The sequence below is a fragment of the Actinomadura geliboluensis genome, from assembly GCF_043197915.1.
GTDB classification, from domain to species: domain Bacteria; phylum Actinomycetota; class Actinomycetes; order Streptosporangiales; family Streptosporangiaceae; genus Spirillospora; species Spirillospora geliboluensis.
The window spans coordinates 1,112,790-1,130,020 of record NZ_JBICUA010000001.1 but is presented as its reverse complement, the minus strand read 5'-3'; the positions used below and the strand labels follow the sequence as shown (position 1 = coordinate 1,130,020).

The following is a 17,231-nucleotide window of genomic DNA, read 5'->3' as shown; positions in this document are numbered from 1 at the left end:
GCTCCCCCCGGCGGGGACGATGGGAGATCTGCGCTAGGCGCCGTCTTCGTCCGGGTACTCGTCCTCGTCGTCGTCCGGTGGGTCGGCCGTCTGCCAGGTGGCGACGACGAGGGGGAGGAGCACGTGCGTCGCCAGCATGGCGAACAGGATCAGGAACAGCGCCGCGCCGGGGATCTGCGACTCGCGCCCCTCGGTGTCGACGGCGCTCGTGATGATCAGCACGGCGGCCAGCACGAACGTGGTCGCGCGGTGCGCGGTCGCGTACGCGCGGAGCCGCGCGAGGAGCTGCCGCTCGTCGAGCTCGTGCTCGCGCTTGGACGTGAGGCCCCGGGTCACCGCCATCAGCTGGCCCGCGAGCGGGAACCCGACCACGATCAGGATCCCGAGGATCACGAAGTTCGCGATCATGGCGGTGTCGCTCGGCGCCAGCACCCACGACACGGCGGCGTCCACCCAGAACAGGCCGAGCGTGACCGCGCCCGCCCCCGCCAGGATCCGGCGGGGCCGCTGCCGCGCGTAGCGGGCGGGCAGCCGGCTCTCCAGCTGCTCGTTGAGGGCCGCGAGACGGGCCGCGCGCTTGTGCCGGGACCGCTCGAGCCACCCGGTGGAGTGCTTGGTCATGACGTGCCTCCGATTCGGGGGAAGGGTTTCAGGGAGAAGACGACCTCGACCGGCACCTCGAAGTACTCGGCGATGCGCAGGGCCAGGTGCAGGCTGGGGCTGTACTCGCCCCGCTCCAGGTAGCCGACCGTCTGGTAGTGGACGCCCAGCGCGGCGGCCAGGTCGCGGCGCGAGACGCCGCGCTCGGCCCTCAGCACCGGGATGCGGTTGTAGACGGTCTCCTTGTCGGCGGACACCGCGCCAGTCTTCCGGATCACGGCCGGCACCTCCGCACCGCGGCCGGTACCGGCGCCCGCCGGGTCACAGCGCGCCCTGGGCGGCGCGGCGCTCGCGGCGCTCGGCAAGCCGGGCGCCGGACTCGCGCCGGGTCGCGCGCAGCAGCACCCACGGCGCCAGCAGCAGCCCCGCGGCGGCCCACGCCCCGAGGACGGCGGCGGTCTCCGGCAGCCGCCACGTCCCGCCGATCTCGGCGGCCGCCATCGCGTCCGGCAGGAACACCGCCCGCAGCCCGAGCCCCTGCCAGTACAGCGGGAAGAACTGCGCGACGGTCTGCACGGCCTCCGGCAGCCGCGCCACCGGGAACATCACCCCGGAGACGACCATGAGCGCCATCACCGGCAGCGACAGGATGCTCGCGGCGTTGCGCGGGCCGGGGAGCAGCGCCCCGAGGGCCGCGCCGACCGGGACGACCGACAGCGTGCCGAGCGCGAGCACCCACGCCAGGGTCAGCCAGTCGGCGGGCGAGCCCGGCAGCCGGAGCCCGGCCACCGCCGCGCCCGCGACCAGCATCAGCAGCACGTACCCGGCGATCTGCAGCAGCACCGACACCGCGCGCCCGACCAGGTAGGCCGAGGGCCCGCCGGGCACCGTGCGCAGCCGCAGCAGCGTCCCCTCCTCGCGGTCGGCCGCGATGCCCATCGGCAGGTTCAGCAGCGCCGCGGAGAACACCGAGAACGCGATGAACCCCGCGGTCATCAGGACGGCCTGGGACTCCCCGGTGCCCTCCACGACGGTGTCGCCCTGCCAGCGGACCAGCAGCACGTACACCCCGACCGTGCCGATCAGCGTGGACGCCAGTTCCTTGCGGCTGCTCAGGAACTGGACGTGCTCCGTCCATCCGCGGCGCAGCCCGATCCTCATCGCCCGCATGCTCGGCGCGCTCATCACGCGGCCTCCTTCCGTGACACGAGATCGAGATAGCTCTGCTCCAGCGTCGGGCGCCGGACCTCCAGGCCCGGGACGGGCCCGCCGAACCGCCGGTGCAGGTCGAACGCCAGCCGGGACGGGTCGGACGTCCGCTCGGTGCGGCGCGCGCCGTCCTCCAGCCAGCGCACCTCCGACGCCGCCTGCACCACCGACGCCAGCCCGGACGGGGTGCCGCAGACGCGCACGGCGCCGTCGACGAGGATCGCGATCCGGTCGGCGAGCCGCTCCGCCTCGGCGAGGTCGTGCGTCGTGAGCAGCACGGTCATGCCCTCCTCCCGCGCGAGCCGCTCGACCAGCCCGTGGAACCCGCGGCGCGCCTCCGGGTCGAAGCCGGCGGTCGGTTCGTCCAGGAACAGCAGCTCGGGGCGGCCCACGATGCCGAGCGCGATGTCGAGCCGCCGCCGCTGGCCGCCCGACAGCCGCCCGACCAGCTGCCCGGCCTGCGCGGTGAGGCCCAGGGCGGCCAGCAGCTCGTCCGGGTCGCGCGGCCGCGGGTAGAACGCGGCGATGTGCGCGAGCAGCGCCCGCACGCGCCAGCGCGGGTGGTCCTGCCAGTCCTGCAGGACGATGCCGAGCCGCGCCCGCCAGGCGTCCCCGCCCGTCCCGGGATCGGCGCCGAGCACCGCGACCTCGCCGGACGAGCGGCGCCGGAACCCCTCCAGGATCTCGATCGTGGTCGTCTTCCCGGCGCCGTTCGGCCCGAGCAGGGCCACCACCTCGCCGGCCGCGACGTCGAGGTCGACGCCGCGCAGCACCTCGGCGCGGCCGTAGCGCATCCGCAGGTTCCGCGCCCGGACCACCGGCTCGCTCATCTGACGCGCACCCCCATACAGGAACTTGGATCATCGACCCGACTTCTACTTCCGTTGATAGTAGAAGTACTACATCCCATCGCAGTCTCGCAAGCGGACGGACCCTGGCAGGATGGACATGTGCGACTGGCGAAACCACGCGAGCGCCCCGTCCCGTGGACTCCGGGCACGCGCTCGGCGAACGCGCTCCTGGCCGGCGGCTCGTTCGCGCTCATGGCCGCGCTGACGCTCGTGTCGATCCGCACGGGCGCGTCCACGCGGATGCCCTTCTACGGCTGGGCGCTGATGGCGGTCGCCTGCGCGGCGCTGTACTTCCGCCTGAGCCACCCGGTCACGGTCGCCGTCGTCACCTTCTTCGCCTGCGGCGCCTACTACCCGCTGGTGGAACCGGACGGCCCGCTCGTGCTCACCTTCGTGCTCGCGCTCTACACGGCGGCGGCCGAAGGGCACCTCGCGGCGGCCTCCGTGCTCGCGGCGGTCTCGATCGCGGGCTCGGTTGCCGCCGACCGGCAGGACGGCATCAACCACCTCGCCGACGCGGCGTCCTTCCTGCTCGCCGGCTGGTTCGTCGCCGTCGTCGCGATCGGCGGCGTCGTCCGCAACCGCCGCGCCTACCTGCGCGAAGCCGAGGAGCGGGCCCGGGTCGCCGAGCGCGGCCGGGAGGCCGAGGCCCGCCGCCGCGCCGTCGAGGAGCGGCTGCGCATCGCCCGCGAACTGCACGACGTCCTCGGCCACAACATCTCGCTGATCAACGTGCAGGCCGCCGCCGCGCTGCACGGCCTGCGCCGCGAACCCGAGCGCGCCGAGACGGCCCTCACCGCGATCAAGAAGGCGAGCAAGGACACGCTCCGCGAGATGCGCGCCACCCTCGGCGTCCTGCGGCAGGTCGACGAGGCCGCGCCGGTCGCACCCGCCCCCGGCCTCGCCCGGCTGGACGAGCTGACCGCCGGCATCGCCGCCGCCGGCCTGACGATCCGCACCGAGACCGAGGGCGAACCGCGCACCCTGCCCGCCGAGGCCGACCTCGCCGCGTACCGGATCGTCCAGGAGGCCCTCACGAACGTGACCCGGCACAGCGCCGCGTCCACCGCCGTCGTCCGCGTCGCCTACGCCGACGGGCACGTGACGGTGACCGTGGAGGACGACGGGAAGCAGCCGCCGGGCGCACCGTCCGAGGACGGCAGCGGCATCCGCGGGATGCGCGACCGCGCCGAGTCCCTCGGCGGCACCCTGGAGGCCGGCCCCGGCCCGGACGGCGGCTTCACCGTCCGCGCCCGGCTCCCGCTCTAGCCCGCGCCGATGAGTTTCCGGCGCAGCCGGAGTCACCACCGGCATGACCACTGAGCACACACTTCGCACTCCCGAAGCCGACCTCGTGTACGACGTCCACGGGCCGCTGCCGGCCGCCGGCGGGCGCCCGCCGCTGCTGACGATCGGCCAGCCGATGGACGCCACCGGCTTCCGCACGCTGGCATCGCACCTCCCCGACCGCACCGTGGTCGCCTACGACCCGCGCGGCCTCGGCCGGAGCACCCGCAAGGACGGCCGGGACGACCACGACCCCGTCACCCAGGCCGGCGACGTCCACGCCCTCATCGAGGCGCTCGGCGGGGGCCCGGTCGACATGTTCGCCAGCAGCGGCGGCGCGGTCACCGCGCTCGCCCTCGTGGCCGCACACCCCGCCGACGTCGGCGTCCTGGTCGCGCACGAGCCGCCCCTCCTCCCGCTGCTGCCGGACGCCGCGGCCGCCGCGCGCGCCCGCGCCGCCGTCCGGGACGCGTACGAGAGCAAGGGCTGGGGCGCCGGCATGGCGGCCTTCATCGCGATGACGTCGTGGAAGGGCGAGTTCACCGACGCGTACTTCGCCCAGCCCGCGCCGGACCCCGCGACGTTCGGGATGCCCGCCGAGGACGACGGCACCCGCGGCGACCCGCTGCTGTCCGACCGGTCCTGGGCCGTCAGCGACTACCGGCCCGACGCCGCAGCGCTCAAGGCCGCGTCCACACGGATCGTGATCGCGGTGGGCGAGGAGTCCGACGGCATCCTGACCGGACGCACCTCCCTCGCGGCGGCCGAACTGCTCGGCCAGGACGCGACGGTGTTCCCGAGCCACCACGGCGGCTTCCTCGGCGGCGAGTTCGGCCAGGCCGGCCAGCCCGAACGCTTCGCCGAAAAACTCCGCGAAGTCCTCGACACGCCCTGACGCCCAGATGCCCTGACCTGACGCCCTGACCCCCTGACGCCCTGACGACCAGGGCCGAGCGGTGCGGCGCGCATGTCCGTGACTCCCCGCCGGGCGGCGCAGTTGGTCAGAAGGCGCAGTTGGTCAGGGGGCGTGGCTTGTCAGTTGGGCTCGTCAGTCGGGGGTGTCGTCTTGGGTGGCGAGGGCCTCGTAGGCGGGGGCCAGGACGTCCGGGAGGGAGCGGCGGCGGATCTTTACCGGCGGGGGAGTGGCCACCTGCAGGACGAAGCCGGGCGGGACCGGCGGTGCGGGCGGGCGCTCGCGCAGGCGTGCCAGGCCGGACGGGGGAGTCCAGAAACCGGCGGCCGTGAGCGGCTCGTCCTCGACGTCGAGCGGGTCGGGTTCGGCCGCGGCGCCGCGTCGCAGGCCGGCGAGGAGCCGGTCGCGGCCCCGGCCGTTCCACAGCAGGATGAGGAACGGGTCGTCGTCGAACGCCTCCGCGAGCAGGTACAGGACGGCGGCGGCGTGCTTGCACGGGTCGCCCCAGTCGGGGCAGTCGCACATGAGGTGCAGGTCGGACGCCGAGCCGGGGAAGAGCGCGAGGCCGAGCTCGGCGAACACCCACTCGATCTCCGGCGGCATCTCCCCGGCCAGCAGCCGGGCCCGGAACACCGCGCGGGACGCCAGCTCCCGCTCGACGGCCCGCCAGTCCGCCTCGTCGATCGCGTCGATGCCGAGCGCCACCTCGTAGGGCTCGGGCGCCGAGCCGTGCACCTTCGCGGTGACCTCGTACGGCTCGACGCGCAGGTCGAACACGTTGCCCTTGCGGGCGTAGGTGCGGCCGCGCTGGAGCCGGCCCTTGTCGGCGAACGACTCGACGAGGTCGATGAAGCGCCGCGACCACCACTCGGTGCCGATCGAGCCGCGCTTGTTGCGCGCCCTGATCCCCTTGACGACCTCGATGCCGCGCGCGTCGTCCATCAGTCGCTCACCGCCTCGGGGGACAGCCGCAGCACGTCGCGGAGCTCGGCGACCGACAGCTCGGTGAGCCAGTCCTCGCCGGTGCCGACGATCGACTCGGCGAGGGCCTTCTTGCGCTCGATCATCTCGTCGACGCGCTCCTCCATCGTGCCGACGCAGATGAACTTGCGGACCTGGACGTTGCGCGTCTGCCCGATGCGGAACGCGCGGTCGGTGGCCTGGTCCTCGACGGCGGGGTTCCACCAGCGGTCGACGTGCACGACGTGGTTCGCGGCGGTGAGGGTCAGGCCCGTCCCGGCGGCCTTGAGGGACAGCAGGAACACCGCCGGCTCGGGATCGTGCTGGAAGTGCTGGACGAGGTCGTCGCGGGCCTGCTTGGACGTCCCGCCGTGCAGCCACAGGACGGGGCGTTCGAGGCGCGCGGCGAGGTAGGGCTGGAGCATCGAGCCGAACTCGGCGTACTGGGTGAAGACGAGGGCCTTCTCGCCCTGCTCCATGACCTCGGCGCAGATCTCCTCCAGGCGCTGCAGCTTGCCGGAGCGGCCGGGGAGGCGCGAGCCGTCCTTGAGGAGCTGCGCCGGATGGTTGCAGACCTGCTTGAGCTTCGCCATCGTCGCGAGGACGAGCCCTCGCCGCTGCTTCTCGTCGGCCTCGGCGATCTGCTGGAGCATGTCGTCGACGGTCGCCCGGTACAGGGACGCCTGCTCGGTGGTGAGGTTGCAGTAGACCTTGATCTCCTGCTTCTCCGGCAGGTCGGAGATGATCGACTTGTCGGTCTTGAGGCGGCGCAGGATGAACGGCTGGGTGGCCCGCTTCAGCGCGAGCGCCGCCTGCTCGTCGCCCTCCCGCTCGATCGGGATCGCGAACCGCCGCCGGAACTCCGCGCGCGGCCCGAGCAGCCCCGGGTTCGCGAACTCCATGATCGACCACAGCTCGGTCAGGTGGTTCTCGACCGGGGTGCCGGTGAGCGCGATCCGGGTGCGCGCCGGGATGCTCCGCACGGCCCGCGCCTGCCGCGTCGCGCTGTTCTTGAGCGCCTGCGCCTCGTCGCAGATCACCCGCTCCCAGTCGATCGCCGCGAGCGCCTCGGCGTCCCGCGCGGCCGTCCCGTAGGTGGTCAGCACCAGGTCGGCGCCCGCGACGGCCTCGGCCAGCTCGTCGCCGCGGTGCCGCCCCGTCCCGTGGTGGACGTGGACGCGCAGCTTGGGGGTGAACCGCGCCGCCTCCCGCTGCCAGTTCCCCACCAGCGACATCGGCCCGATCAAGAGCGTCGGACCCGGGCGGGCGTCCTCCCGCTCGGAGGCAAGAAGCGCCAACGTCTGAGCGGTGTTGTGACAGAGCACACCTTCAGCCACGTAGTTGTGATGCCCAGCGACCTCGAAGTCGTAGACGTAGCCCTCGTAGTCAATGTCCTCCACGGATACGACGGTCGCGTAGAAGACCTCACGGGTGGCGCGCGCGTGGAGGAGGTCGCGGATGGAGCGCAGGCCCTCCTTATCGAGGGTCTCATAGGCGGCGAGGGTCCGGGCCGACCACTTGCTCTTCGGCCGGGAGGCGTATGCGGCCGCCGCCTCTCCAGACAGAATATGGTCCATCGCCTCGACTGCTTGGAGAGCGGTCTCCCGTGACGGTTCCTGAGTTCCGGTGAAGTACGCGCACGCCACGCCGAAGTGCAGCATGGGGAGACCCGTGAGCTCACGAGCAGCGCGGAGGAGGTCGCTGCCGGGGACGCCTTCGGTGTTGGTGTTGGGAATCGTCTCGCAGATTCGGTCGAGCTTGGCCTGCTTGAGCGGGTCGGCGATGCCGACATGCGTTCGGAATCGGCGGAGGCTCGGTCCTCCGATGATGCCCACCTGATAGGGGCGCTTGATACGCGTGCCGTTGGTCGCGCACTTGTATTTGGTGCGCGCGCGCAGCCAGACACCGAACCGGCGCAGCATGATGGCGAGTTGCCGGATGATGAACACGGACGCCGAGGAGATCTCGATGACGCCTGACTCTTCGAGTACCGCCGACTCGGCGGCGAAATAGTGTCGCAAAAAGAGTGCGACCGTGTCATCGTCGGCGGCGACAATGGCGTCGGGAATCTTCTTGTGCTTGGATACCCGGCCCCACCGGTAGCCCAGTTCGGACTCCACGAACTCGCAGTACGCCTTGCTGCTGAAGCGGAGGTGCGAGCCATGGGTTTCGTCGGCGGGGACGAGCCTGGGATGGTTGACCCGGAGTTGGAACCGTTCACCTATGCGCAGGAGGCGGGTGCGCAGATCGGCCAGTACCCGGACGTCCTTCTGGCTGATGCTTGCGTCGTACCTAGTGGGCTCGCAGCCCTCGGAGATCTGCCAGGCGAGAAACACGGTCAGGTCCTCGTCCAGCGGGTCGCCGTTGTGGTGCAGCCGGGCGGGAACGCAGATCCGGTCGCCGGGGCGCAGATCTCGGGTCCAGCCGTCCACCCCATGTAGACGGTGGCGGCGGGTGATGGTGATTTCGCTGCCGTCGTTCAGTCGGACGCGGCGGAGAGGCTCGCAGATGTGTTGCCGGTACAGCCTGATTACTGGAGCCGTGACGATGCGCCCTGTCGTGTCGACGGAATTGACGATGATGGGCTTCGAGGGTATCGCCCAGGTGCCTTCACCATCATGTTCTGTGGTTACTGCATAATGGGCCCAAATGTCTTTGGCTTTACCGATGGCGCCATTGGCATAAATGAGATCATCTGGGCTCACGCATTTACCGAGCCCCATCGAGTCTGCGAGAATTCCACCGATTTTGAGATTGTTCATGAAGTGGAGCCAAGAAAGTCCTCGCTCCTGGAATGGGCGCAGCTCTCCGTTGAAATCCCGGGGCGTTGGGACGGGGGTGAGGCGGCGGTCGGCCTCGCCGGACAGCAGGTCGCCGAGGGGGCCGCCCGCGTCGACCTCGGTGAGCGGCAGCGCGTCGTCGCCCGCGTGGACGATCGCGCGGATCGCCTCGGCGGCGGTCATCCGGCCCCGGCGCGGGTGGCGCAGGAAGTCGAGGGCCGCTTCGAGCTGCCGCTCGTCCAGCTCCACCCACTGGCCGCGCAGGCGGACGAGCGGGGTCTTCAGGCGGGCCAGCTCCTCCAGCTCGGCCTCGTCGATGCTCTCGTCGCCGATGGCGAGGTCCCAGCGGAAGCCGACCATGGCCTTCAGGTCGAAGCCGGAGGGCGCCGCCGCCCCGGCGGTGGCCTCCGGGTCCTCGGTGCGGGTGGTCAGCTTCATGCCGAGCTTCGCCTTGCCCGCCCACTGGGGGAGCAGGACGCCGAAGCCGGCGGCGGCGAGCATCGGGGCCGCCTGGCGCAGGAAGCGGAACGCGCCCGCGGTGTCGAGGACGAGCTCGGCCGGTGCGGGGCCGTTCAGCGCGGGCGCCATGTCGGGGAACAGGCGCAGCGCCCGGCCGAGGCCGCCGAGGAGGGTCTCCTCCGCGTCCGGGATCGAGGTGGCCTCGCCGTCCCAGACCAGCGCGGCCGGGACGTAGAGGCTGGGGTCGTCGGTGCCCTGCAGCGCGAACTCGACCCGCCAGGAATCGGAGTCGGGCTTCTCGCGGTCGGCGGCCTCGCCGAACTCCTGCTTCTCCCCGAACTCCGCCGCGCCGGGCTCGGCGAGGCGGAAGCAGACGCGCAGCGGGCCGGACGGGCGGCGCGCGGCGGCGGCCCACGCGTCCAGCTCGGCGATCAGGTCGGCGGGGTCGTCGCGGGGTTCGCGGGCGACGGCGGCGGACGGCCCGGTCAGCGCCATCACCCAGCGCTCGGCGAGCGGCAGCCGGTCGGGCTCCTTGCGCCGCGACACCAGCAGCGGATGCGGCACCACGCCGCGGACGGCCGTGTCGACCAGCCCGGACAGCGCCTCCCGCAGCACCTCGGCGGCGGGGCGCCCGCCGTCGGCCGCGCGGCACGCGGCGGGCATGGCGCGCACGAGGTCGCGGAAGCGGGCCGGGTCGTCGATCACCGGGCGCCACCGCGCCACGAGGTCGCCGTCCTCGCGCAGCAGGGCGGGCAGCACGTGGCCGCGCCCGGCGAGGTGGACGGCCTCGTCGGCGAGCAGGCACAGGAACCGCAGGTCGGTGCCGGGGACGACGTCGCCGCTGTGCTCGGCCGCCTGGAGCAGCGCCATCGCGGGGAACGGTTCGAGGACCAGCGCGGGCACCCGCCACGGCCGCAGCTCCGGCTCGTCCCGCACCGGCTCGGGGCCGAGCTCGGCCGAGGGCAGCGGATGGTCGCCGTGCGTCGGCAGCGTCATCGCCAGCTCGACGCGGAACCCGGTGCGGACGAGCGGCTCGTACGACGTCCCGGTGAAATCGCAGGTCGCGAAGGGGTGGACGTCCGGTGACGGCTCGTACGGGCCGGTGCGCTCGGCCCACAGGCAGAGCGCACCGCCATGCCAGGTGGCGTGGGCGACGAGCATGGTCACCGAAGCTACCAGCAGCCTCTGACAGCACGACCCGTCACAACCGCCGCACCCGCCGCTGACTAGGCTCGGGGACGTTCACCGCCGGATGCACAGGAGGGTCGCCGTGGGCGAGTTCGTACGGGTCGAGGTCGAGGACGGGGTCGCGACGATCAGGCTGGACCGTCCCAAGATGAACGCCCTGAACGCCCAGATGCAGCGGGAGCTGATCGACGCGGCGCGCCGGGTGTCCGAGGACGCCGAGGTCGGCGCGGTCGTGCTGTACGGCGGGGAGAAGGTGTTCGCGGCCGGGGCGGACATCAAGGAGATGGCGCCCATGTCGTACGCGGAGATGTCGGGCGCGCCGTCCCGCCTCCTGCAGGACTTCACCAGGGAGCTGGCCGCGATCCCGAAGCCGGTCATCGCCGCGATCACCGGGTACGCGCTCGGCGGTGGGCTAGAGGTGGCGCTGACCGCCGACTTCCGGGTCGCGGGCGAGGGCGCGAAGGTGGGGCAGCCGGAGATCCAGCTCGGCATCATCCCCGGCGCGGGCGGCACGCAGCGGCTGTCCCGGCTGATCGGCCCGGCCAAGGCGAAGGACCTGATCTTCTCCGGACGGCACGTCAAGGCGGACGAGGCGCTCGCCCTCGGCCTCGTCGACCGGGTCGTCCCGGACGCCGACGTCTACACCGCGGCGAAGGAGTGGGCGGCGACGTTCGCCGGCGGCCCGGCGATCGCGCTGCGCGCCGCCAAGCAGGCCATCGACCGGGGCCTGGAGGTCGACCTCGACACCGGCCTGGAGATCGAGCGGACGCAGTTCGCCGCTCTGTTCGCCACCGACGACCAGGCGAACGGCATGAAGAGCTTCATGGAGGAAGGCCCGGGCAAGGCGAAGTTCACCGGCCGCTGAGCGCGCGCTCCTGCGCGTCCAGTACCTCGTCGGCGTAGCGCTCGGTCCACCGGCCCAGGGCGGACAAGGGCTCGATCAGCCCCCGCCCAGGGCCGGTCAGCTCGTACTCCACACGCGGTGGTGCCTCGGCGTAGCGGCGCCGCACCACCAGGCCGTTCTGCTCCAGGCGCCGCAGCGTCTCGGTCAGGACCTTCTGGCTGATGCCGCCGATGCGCTCCCGCAGCTCGCCCGGGCGGCGGGGGCCGTCGCGCAGCGACCAGAGCACCACGCCGGTCCAGGTCCCCGACAGCAGGTCGAGGCCGAGGCGCGTGCGGCAGTCGGCGATGAATTCGTCCATGGTCTCGTCGGCCATCCTGCCCCTCCCGATAGGCACCAGATGGTGCCGAACGGACCGCTTAGCGTCCCGTCCGACGGTAATCGAGCGGGAGGTCATCATGCGGATCGGAGTGCTGGGCGCCGGGGACATGGCGGACGCGCTGGCGACGCGGTGGGCGCGCAAGGGGCATGAGGTGCGGATCGGGGCGCGCACGCCCGCGAAGGCGGTGGCGCTGGCGGAGCGGATCGGGCACGGCGCGGCCGGCGGCACCCTGCGGGAGGCGGCGGAGCACGGCGGTGCGGTGCTGCTCGCCGTGTGGCACGAGGGCGTCCCCGACGTCCTGCGGGCGGCGGGCCCGCTGGACGGGCGGGTGCTGATCGACTGCACGAACCCGATGGAGCCGCCGTTCGAGCGGCTCAAGACGGCGGGCGGCCCCTCGGCGGCGCGGCGCGTCGCGGACGCCACCGGCGCGCGTGTCGTCAAGGCGTTCAATCTGTGCCACGAGAGCGTGTGGCGGATGGAGCCGCCGGAGTTCGGCGGGCGGCCGCTCGGCGTGCCGCTGTGCGGGGACGACGCGGAGGCGCTGGCCGCGGTCAGGACGCTCGTCGCCGATCTCGGCTGCGTCCCGATGGACGGGGGCGGCCTGGAGCGGGCCGGGCTGCTGGAGGCGGCGGCCGCGTTCGTGGTCGGGCTGTGGGTCGCGGGCGAGGACCCGTCCGCGATGCTGCCGCCGCCCGCGTTCGCCGGCGGCGACCCGCGGCGCACGTCGGTAAGTGAGGGTTAAACCGTTACTTCTGTTTTCGAGTGTGCTGCCGGGGTCATTGCGGTTCCGTCGATAGCATCTGCCGCCATGCGACACGCGTACCGAACCGCGCTCGTGACGGGCGCGTCCAGCGGCATCGGGGAGAGCTTCGCGCGGCTGCTGGCCGGCCGCGGCGCCGACCTGGTGATCGTGGCGCGCCGCGCCGAGCTGCTGGACGGGCTGGCCCGCGAGCTGGTCGAGCGGTACCGGGTCGCGGTGGAAGTGGTGGCCGCCGACCTCACCGACCCCGCGCAGCGCGCCGAGGTCGAGGGGCGGCTGCGCGCCGACCCGGTCGAGCTGCTGGTGAACAACGCGGGGTACGGCGCTTTTGGAGCGTTCGCGGAACTGCCGCTGGACGACCATCTGGCGCAGATCGAGCTGAACGTCACCGCGCTCGTCCGGCTCACGCACGCCGCGCTGCCGGGGATGGTCGAGCGCGGCCGGGGCGGGGTGCTGAACGTCGCCTCGATGTCGGGGTTCGCGCCGTCGCCCGGCAGCGCCACCTACGGGGCCACCAAGGCGTACGTGGCGTCGTTCTCCGAGAGCCTGCACGCGGAGGTGTCGGGCAAGGGCGTGCACGTGACCGCGCTGTGCCCCGGCTTCACCCGCACCGAGGACGACGTCCCCGCCAACCTGCTGTGGCTGCGCCGGGACGACGTGGCGCGCGCGGGCCTGGACGCGGTGGCCGCCGGGCGCGCGCTGTGCGTCCCCGGCATGCAGTACAAGGCGGCCATGCCGGCGCTGAAGCTCGTGCCAAGACCGCTGCTCAGGGCGGCCGTGAACCGCATGTGGCAGCAGGCCGCCGACACGCGCTGACGCCGCGCCGTTTTGCTCAGGTCTACAAAACTTCCCGTGGGTTGATTGTGGCGGTGCTGACTTGACGGGGGTCACGGCCAATGGCGACGATCGAACCTACGCTTGAGTAGGTTGTGTACGGCCTGCTGGGCGCACCGATCGAGCCGCGGACGCGGCACGCGTCCGGCAAGTCCACCTCGTCCCAGCGAAGGAACCGCATGTCCGTGACCCCCGCAGAGAAGTTCCAGACCGGCATCCTGCACGACCTCGAGCCGGTGGTCGAGAAGGAACTGAACCGGCACCTCTCGATGGCCAAGGAATGGTTCCCGCACCAGTACGTCCCGTGGGGCCAGGGCCGCGACTACGACGGGCCGCTGGACGGCGAGCCCTGGTCGCTGGAGCAGTCGAAGCTGAGCGTCGAGGCGCGCGAGTCGCTCATCGTCAACCTGCTCACCGAGGACAACCTCCCCGGCTACCACCGCGCCATCGCCACCGTCTACGGCCGCGAGGGCGCCTGGGGCACCTGGGTCAACCGCTGGACGGCCGAGGAGAACCGGCACGGCATCGTCCTGCGCGACTACCTCACCGTGACTCGCGCGGTCGACCCGGTCGCGCTGGAGCGCGCCCGCATGCACCACATGGAGGCCGGCTACGAGGCCGACCACGGCGACTCGTTCCTGCACGGCTCGGCGTACGTGTCGTTCCAGGAGCTGGCCACCCGCGTGTCGCACCGCAACACCGGCAAGGCGTCCGGCGACCCCATCTGCGAGCAGATGATGGCCCGTATCGCCGCGGACGAGAACCTCCACATGATCTTCTACCGGAACCTGATGGCCGCCGCGCTGGAGGCCGCCCCGAACGAGACGATGCGGGCGATCACCGACGTGGTGAAGGGCTTCCAGATGCCCGGCCACAGCATCGACGGCTTCCTCCGCAAGTCCGTGATCATCGCCAACGCCGGCATCTACGACCTGCGGCTGCACCACGACGACGTGCTCGTCCCCGTGCTGCGCAAGTGGGGCGTGTTCGACCGCACCGACCTGTCCGGCGACGGCGAGAAGGCCCGCGAGGAGCTGGGCGAGTTCCTGGAGCAGCTCGACGCCGCCGCCGTCAAGTTCGAGACCCGCCGCGAGGAGCGCCGCGCCCGCCAGGCCGCCCGCAAGGGCTGAGCCCCGCCCCCGGTTCCGATCGGGTTCCGACCGGGTCCCGCGGGAACGCGGCCCCCGTTCCCGGCGTCAAAGCATGCATGGGGACGCATCGGCGACTGGGCGGGTATCGGTTGCTGGGCGAGATCGGCCGGGGGAGCACGGCCGTGGTGTACCTCGCCATGGACTCCGAGGGCCGCGAGGTCGCGGTCAAGGAGCTGATACCCGAACTGACGGGGGTACAAGAGGCGATCGACCGGCTGGCACGGGAGATGCGGGCGCAGGCACGGGTGCGCAGCGCCCACGCCGCCCGCCTGCTGGACGGGGCGATCACCGCGGAGCGGCCGCACGTGGTCATGGAGTACGTGCCGGGCTGCCCGCTGAACGACCTGATCGCGGCGTACGGGCCGCTGCGCGGCGACCGGCTCGCCCGGTTCGCGCGCCGGCTGGCGCTCGCGCTCGGCGACGTCCACGACGCGGGCGTGCTGCACCGCGACGTGTCGCCGGGCAACGTCATCGTGCTGGGCGACCGGCCCACGCTGATCGACTTCGGGATCGCGCACGAGGCCGGCGCCGAGCAGCTCACCAAGCGCGGGATGGTCGTGGGGACGCCCGCCTACCTGGCCCCGGAGCTGATCGAGGGGGAGCGCGCCACCACCGCGTCGGACGTGTTCTCCTGGGCGGCGACCGTCGCGTACGCGGCGACGGGCCGCCCGCCGTTCGGGCGCGGCTCGCTGCACGGGGTGTGCTTCCGGATCCTGCGCGGCCAGGCCGACCTGGACGGCGTCCCCGCCCCGGTGGCCGGGCTGCTGCGGGCGGCGCTGCGGCGCGACCCGTCCCGGCGCCCGTCCGCGCGCTGGTTCGCGGGCGCGCTCGCGGGGGAACCCGCCGGAAAGTCCGGCAGAGAGCCCGCCGGGAGCCCCGACAGGGGGCCCGCCGGGCACCGCTCCCGGCGGGGCGGGCCGGTGACCGCCCGTGACGGGGTGGCCGCGTGACGTCGTCGGAAGCCGCCCGTCCGCGGCGTCGAGGGTAGGGTTTCGGAAACGATGAAGGGAGCCGTCACGTCCGGGGACCGAATCGGCCACTACAGCGTCCTGCAGACCCTCGGGGAAGGGGGCATGGGCGTCGTCTACCTCGGCGCCGACGCCGAGGGGCGCAACGTGGCCATCAAGGTGCTGCGGCCCGCGGTCGCGGGCGACGCCACGGCGCGCCGCCGGCTGGCCCGCGAGGTCGACTCGATGCGCAGGGTGCACAGCCCGCACGTCGCGGAGATCCTCGACGCCGACGTGACCGCCGACCAGCCCTACATCGTGACCCAGTACGTCCCCGGCCGGACGCTCGAAGAGGTCGTCGAGGACGCCGGGCCGATCTACGGGCCGGGGCTGCAGCGGCTCGGCGTCGGGCTGGCGGCGGCGCTGTCGGCGATCCACGGCGCCGGGATCGTGCACCGCGACATGAAGCCCGGCAACGTGATGCTCGTGGACGGCGAGCCCGTCGTCATCGACTTCGGCATCGCGCAGGCCGCCGACGCGACCCGGCTCACCGCGACCGGCATGGTCATCGGCACCCCCGGCTACCTCGCCCCGGAGATCATCGAGGGCGAGGACGCGGGCCCGCCGTCGGACGTGCACGCCTGGGCCGGGACCGTGGCCTACGCCGCCACCGGCCGGCCCCCCTTCGGCTCCGGCACCTTCGAGTCGATCTTCTACAAGATCATGCAGGGCACGCCCGACCTGGACGGCGTGCCGGACGCGCTGCTCCCGGTGCTGCGGTCGGCGATGGCGCGGCACCCGGCCGAGCGCCCCACCGCCGTGAAGCTGGTGCAGCTCACCCGGCGGGTCCACCTCGAAGCCACCATCACCGACCAGACCCGCGTCGACCGGCACTACCCGGCTCCGGCCGTGCCGCCGGTCGCGCCGGCGGACGGCACGTCCGTGGACGAGCCGGCGCCCGACCACTCCCGGATGTTCTCGATGCCGGTGACGGGGTCGCCGCCGGACACCTCCCAGGACGTCCCGGCCCCGCCGCCGCCCGCGACGACCCCGGGCGGGAACGCGCTGCCCGCGCCCGCGCCGGCGCCCGTCCCGGCGCAGCCGCGCGACTTCGTCGGCCAGCTGCCGCCCGCCGCGCCGCCGCCACCGCCGCCGGGCCCGCCGCCCGCCCAGTTCAAGGCGGGCGAGCAGTTCGGCGGGCGCGGCTACGCCCCGCCCGACCCGTACGGCCAGAGCGGCGCGTACCCGCCGTACGCGCCGCCGCCCAACCAGCCCCACCAGCCGCCGCCGAACCAGCCGCCGGGCGCGCTGCAGCGCGGCGGCCCGTACGACGCGCAGACGCAGGACGCGCAGCGCCGCGTCGCCGACCAGGCCCGCGCCGACCGCGAGCGCGCCGAGCGCGCCGACCGCGACCGCCGCAAGCCCTACGGCTGGTACCGGGTGCTCAGCTTCATCGTCCTGGTGGCGCTGCTCGCGTTCGCCAACATCGCGCCGCTGCTCGCCCTCGGCGTCACCATCGGCGGCGTGTTCGTGCTGCGGGCGGCCGACAAGGCCGCCAAGGGCATGGAGGGCCGGCAGACCAGGCGCGGGCCGCGCTCGGGCGACGCCGTCGCCGCCGCGTTCCGGACGCCGCTGCACCTGCCGGGCGCCCTGATGTCCACGGTGCTGTGGACGTCGCTCAGCCTGCTGGCCGGGCTCGTCATGCTCGGCGTGCTGATCTTCGCGCAGTCGGACATGACGGCGTCGAAGGCCATCGCGTACTCGTCCATGGCGGTGATCGGGCTGCTCTGCCTCGCGCCGGGCAGCGGCGCGCCCCGGCGGCAGCTCGCCCGGATCTGGGGCGCGCTCCTGCCGCGCGCCGAGGCCGCCCTCGCGGGCGCGCTCGTCCTCGGGATCTTCGCGGGGGTGCTGGCCGGGCTGTCGCAGCGGCAGCCGCCCGACACCACGCCGCTGGACGGCATGGGCCAGAGCCTGGAGGGCCTGCGGGCCGACGTCCGCGACCTCGTGTCCAACATCCCCGGCCTGTGACCTGCGGCCCGCCCCGGCGGGCTCCCGGGGACCTCAACAGA

14 protein-coding genes and 2 pseudogenes are annotated in these 17,231 nt (G+C 73.3%); 8 read left to right on the top strand and 8 right to left on the bottom strand.

Annotation, left to right across the window (positions count from 1 at the left end; all coding sequences use genetic code 11):
* Window positions 1–33 precede the first annotated feature (33 nt).
* From ACGFI1_RS05385 to ACGFI1_RS05370, 4 genes are read right to left on the bottom strand one after another with little or no spacing between them, the layout of a single operon-like run.
* On the bottom strand, window positions 34–621 hold the full coding sequence (locus ACGFI1_RS05385; RefSeq protein ID WP_392737060.1) for a hypothetical protein: 588 nt from the start codon (window positions 619–621) through the stop codon (window positions 34–36).
* Window positions 618–878 (bottom strand): helix-turn-helix transcriptional regulator, encoded by a 261-nt coding sequence (locus ACGFI1_RS05380; protein WP_217711284.1) that lies wholly within the window; start codon window positions 876–878, stop codon window positions 618–620. The genes ACGFI1_RS05385 and ACGFI1_RS05380 overlap by 4 nt, the downstream gene beginning before the upstream one ends.
* Before the next feature lie 43 nt (window positions 879–921).
* Window positions 922–1,785 (bottom strand): ABC transporter permease, encoded by an 864-nt coding sequence (locus tag ACGFI1_RS05375; RefSeq protein WP_392783123.1) that lies wholly within the window; start codon window positions 1,783–1,785, stop codon window positions 922–924.
* On the bottom strand, window positions 1,785–2,639 hold the full coding sequence (locus ACGFI1_RS05370) for an ABC transporter ATP-binding protein (protein ID WP_392783120.1): 855 nt from the start codon (window positions 2,637–2,639) through the stop codon (window positions 1,785–1,787). The genes ACGFI1_RS05375 and ACGFI1_RS05370 overlap by 1 nt, the downstream gene beginning before the upstream one ends.
* A gap of 120 nt (window positions 2,640–2,759) precedes the next feature.
* Between ACGFI1_RS05370 and ACGFI1_RS05365 the strand changes: the two genes are divergently transcribed.
* Window positions 2,760–3,929, top strand: coding sequence for a sensor histidine kinase (locus ACGFI1_RS05365; protein WP_392783117.1), 1,170 nt, complete (start codon window positions 2,760–2,762; stop codon window positions 3,927–3,929).
* 43 nt (window positions 3,930–3,972) lie between these two features.
* Window positions 3,973–4,842 (top strand): alpha/beta fold hydrolase, encoded by an 870-nt coding sequence (locus ACGFI1_RS05360; RefSeq protein ID WP_392783115.1) that lies wholly within the window; start codon window positions 3,973–3,975, stop codon window positions 4,840–4,842.
* A gap of 153 nt (window positions 4,843–4,995) precedes the next feature.
* Here the strand turns inward: ACGFI1_RS05360 and ACGFI1_RS05355 are convergent, their stop codons facing one another.
* The 3 genes and pseudogenes from ACGFI1_RS05355 to ACGFI1_RS05345 all read right to left on the bottom strand — a co-directional run.
* Complete coding sequence (locus ACGFI1_RS05355) at window positions 4,996–5,802, bottom strand: SWIM zinc finger family protein (protein WP_392783112.1); 807 nt, start codon at window positions 5,800–5,802, stop codon at window positions 4,996–4,998.
* Window positions 5,802–8,603 (bottom strand): annotated as a pseudogene (locus ACGFI1_RS05350) (SNF2-related protein); the annotation flags it as partial. The pseudogene ACGFI1_RS05350 and the gene ACGFI1_RS05355, both read right to left, overlap by 1 nt.
* A gap of 165 nt (window positions 8,604–8,768) precedes the next feature.
* Window positions 8,769–9,188, bottom strand: a pseudogene (locus ACGFI1_RS05345) (SNF2 helicase-associated domain-containing protein); the annotation flags it as partial.
* A 1,141-nt stretch (window positions 9,189–10,329) separates the two neighbouring features.
* On the opposite strand from ACGFI1_RS05345, the gene ACGFI1_RS05340 reads away from it, so the two are divergent.
* On the top strand, window positions 10,330–11,112 hold the full coding sequence (locus ACGFI1_RS05340) for an enoyl-CoA hydratase/isomerase family protein (RefSeq protein WP_392783109.1): 783 nt from the start codon (window positions 10,330–10,332) through the stop codon (window positions 11,110–11,112).
* On the opposite strand, the gene ACGFI1_RS05335 is transcribed toward ACGFI1_RS05340, so the two are convergent.
* Window positions 11,099–11,464 (bottom strand): winged helix-turn-helix transcriptional regulator, encoded by a 366-nt coding sequence (locus tag ACGFI1_RS05335; RefSeq protein WP_205719542.1) that lies wholly within the window; start codon window positions 11,462–11,464, stop codon window positions 11,099–11,101. The two genes, ACGFI1_RS05340 and ACGFI1_RS05335, sit on opposite strands and share 14 nt — an antisense overlap.
* Before the next feature lie 82 nt (window positions 11,465–11,546).
* On the opposite strand from ACGFI1_RS05335, the gene ACGFI1_RS05330 reads away from it, so the two are divergent.
* From ACGFI1_RS05330 to ACGFI1_RS05310, 5 genes are all read left to right on the top strand, one after another.
* Complete coding sequence (locus ACGFI1_RS05330) at window positions 11,547–12,212, top strand: NADPH-dependent F420 reductase (RefSeq protein WP_392783104.1); 666 nt, start codon at window positions 11,547–11,549, stop codon at window positions 12,210–12,212.
* Window positions 12,213–12,278: 66 nt separating this feature from the next.
* A complete protein-coding gene (locus ACGFI1_RS05325; protein ID WP_387067970.1) occupies window positions 12,279–13,046 on the top strand; it encodes an SDR family NAD(P)-dependent oxidoreductase in 768 nt (255 codons plus the stop codon).
* Between the two features lie 197 nt (window positions 13,047–13,243).
* Window positions 13,244–14,194, top strand: coding sequence for an acyl-ACP desaturase (locus ACGFI1_RS05320; RefSeq protein WP_138640168.1), 951 nt, complete (start codon window positions 13,244–13,246; stop codon window positions 14,192–14,194).
* A 77-nt stretch (window positions 14,195–14,271) separates the two neighbouring features.
* On the top strand, window positions 14,272–15,165 hold the full coding sequence (locus ACGFI1_RS05315; RefSeq protein ID WP_392783083.1) for a serine/threonine-protein kinase: 894 nt from the start codon (window positions 14,272–14,274) through the stop codon (window positions 15,163–15,165).
* A 51-nt stretch (window positions 15,166–15,216) separates the two neighbouring features.
* Window positions 15,217–17,190: a serine/threonine-protein kinase gene (locus ACGFI1_RS05310; RefSeq protein ID WP_392783080.1), complete on the top strand. Its 1,974-nt coding sequence runs from the start codon at window positions 15,217–15,219 to the stop codon at window positions 17,188–17,190.
* The last annotated feature ends 41 nt before the right edge of the window (window positions 17,191–17,231 follow it).

Bases quoted from the DNA above. Each gene is read 5' to 3' on its own strand.
- ACGFI1_RS05355 (WP_392783112.1), bottom strand. From the start codon at position 5,802: ATGGACGACGCGCGCGGCATCGAGGTCGTCAAGGGGATCAGGGCGCGC.
- ACGFI1_RS05385 (WP_392737060.1), bottom strand. From the start codon at position 621: ATGACCAAGCACTCCACCGGGTGGCTCGAGCGGTCCCGGCACAAGCGC.
- ACGFI1_RS05320 (WP_138640168.1), top strand. From the start codon at position 13,244: ATGTCCGTGACCCCCGCAGAGAAGTTCCAGACCGGCATCCTGCACGAC.
- ACGFI1_RS05315 (WP_392783083.1), top strand. From the start codon at position 14,272: ATGGGGACGCATCGGCGACTGGGCGGGTATCGGTTGCTGGGCGAGATC.
- ACGFI1_RS05370 (WP_392783120.1), bottom strand. From the start codon at position 2,639: ATGAGCGAGCCGGTGGTCCGGGCGCGGAACCTGCGGATGCGCTACGGC.
- ACGFI1_RS05330 (WP_392783104.1), top strand. From the start codon at position 11,547: ATGCGGATCGGAGTGCTGGGCGCCGGGGACATGGCGGACGCGCTGGCG.
- ACGFI1_RS05325 (WP_387067970.1), top strand. From the start codon at position 12,279: ATGCGACACGCGTACCGAACCGCGCTCGTGACGGGCGCGTCCAGCGGC.
- ACGFI1_RS05310 (WP_392783080.1), top strand. From the start codon at position 15,217: ATGAAGGGAGCCGTCACGTCCGGGGACCGAATCGGCCACTACAGCGTC.
- ACGFI1_RS05335 (WP_205719542.1), bottom strand. From the start codon at position 11,464: ATGGCCGACGAGACCATGGACGAATTCATCGCCGACTGCCGCACGCGC.
- ACGFI1_RS05375 (WP_392783123.1), bottom strand. From the start codon at position 1,785: ATGAGCGCGCCGAGCATGCGGGCGATGAGGATCGGGCTGCGCCGCGGA.
- ACGFI1_RS05360 (WP_392783115.1), top strand. From the start codon at position 3,973: ATGACCACTGAGCACACACTTCGCACTCCCGAAGCCGACCTCGTGTAC.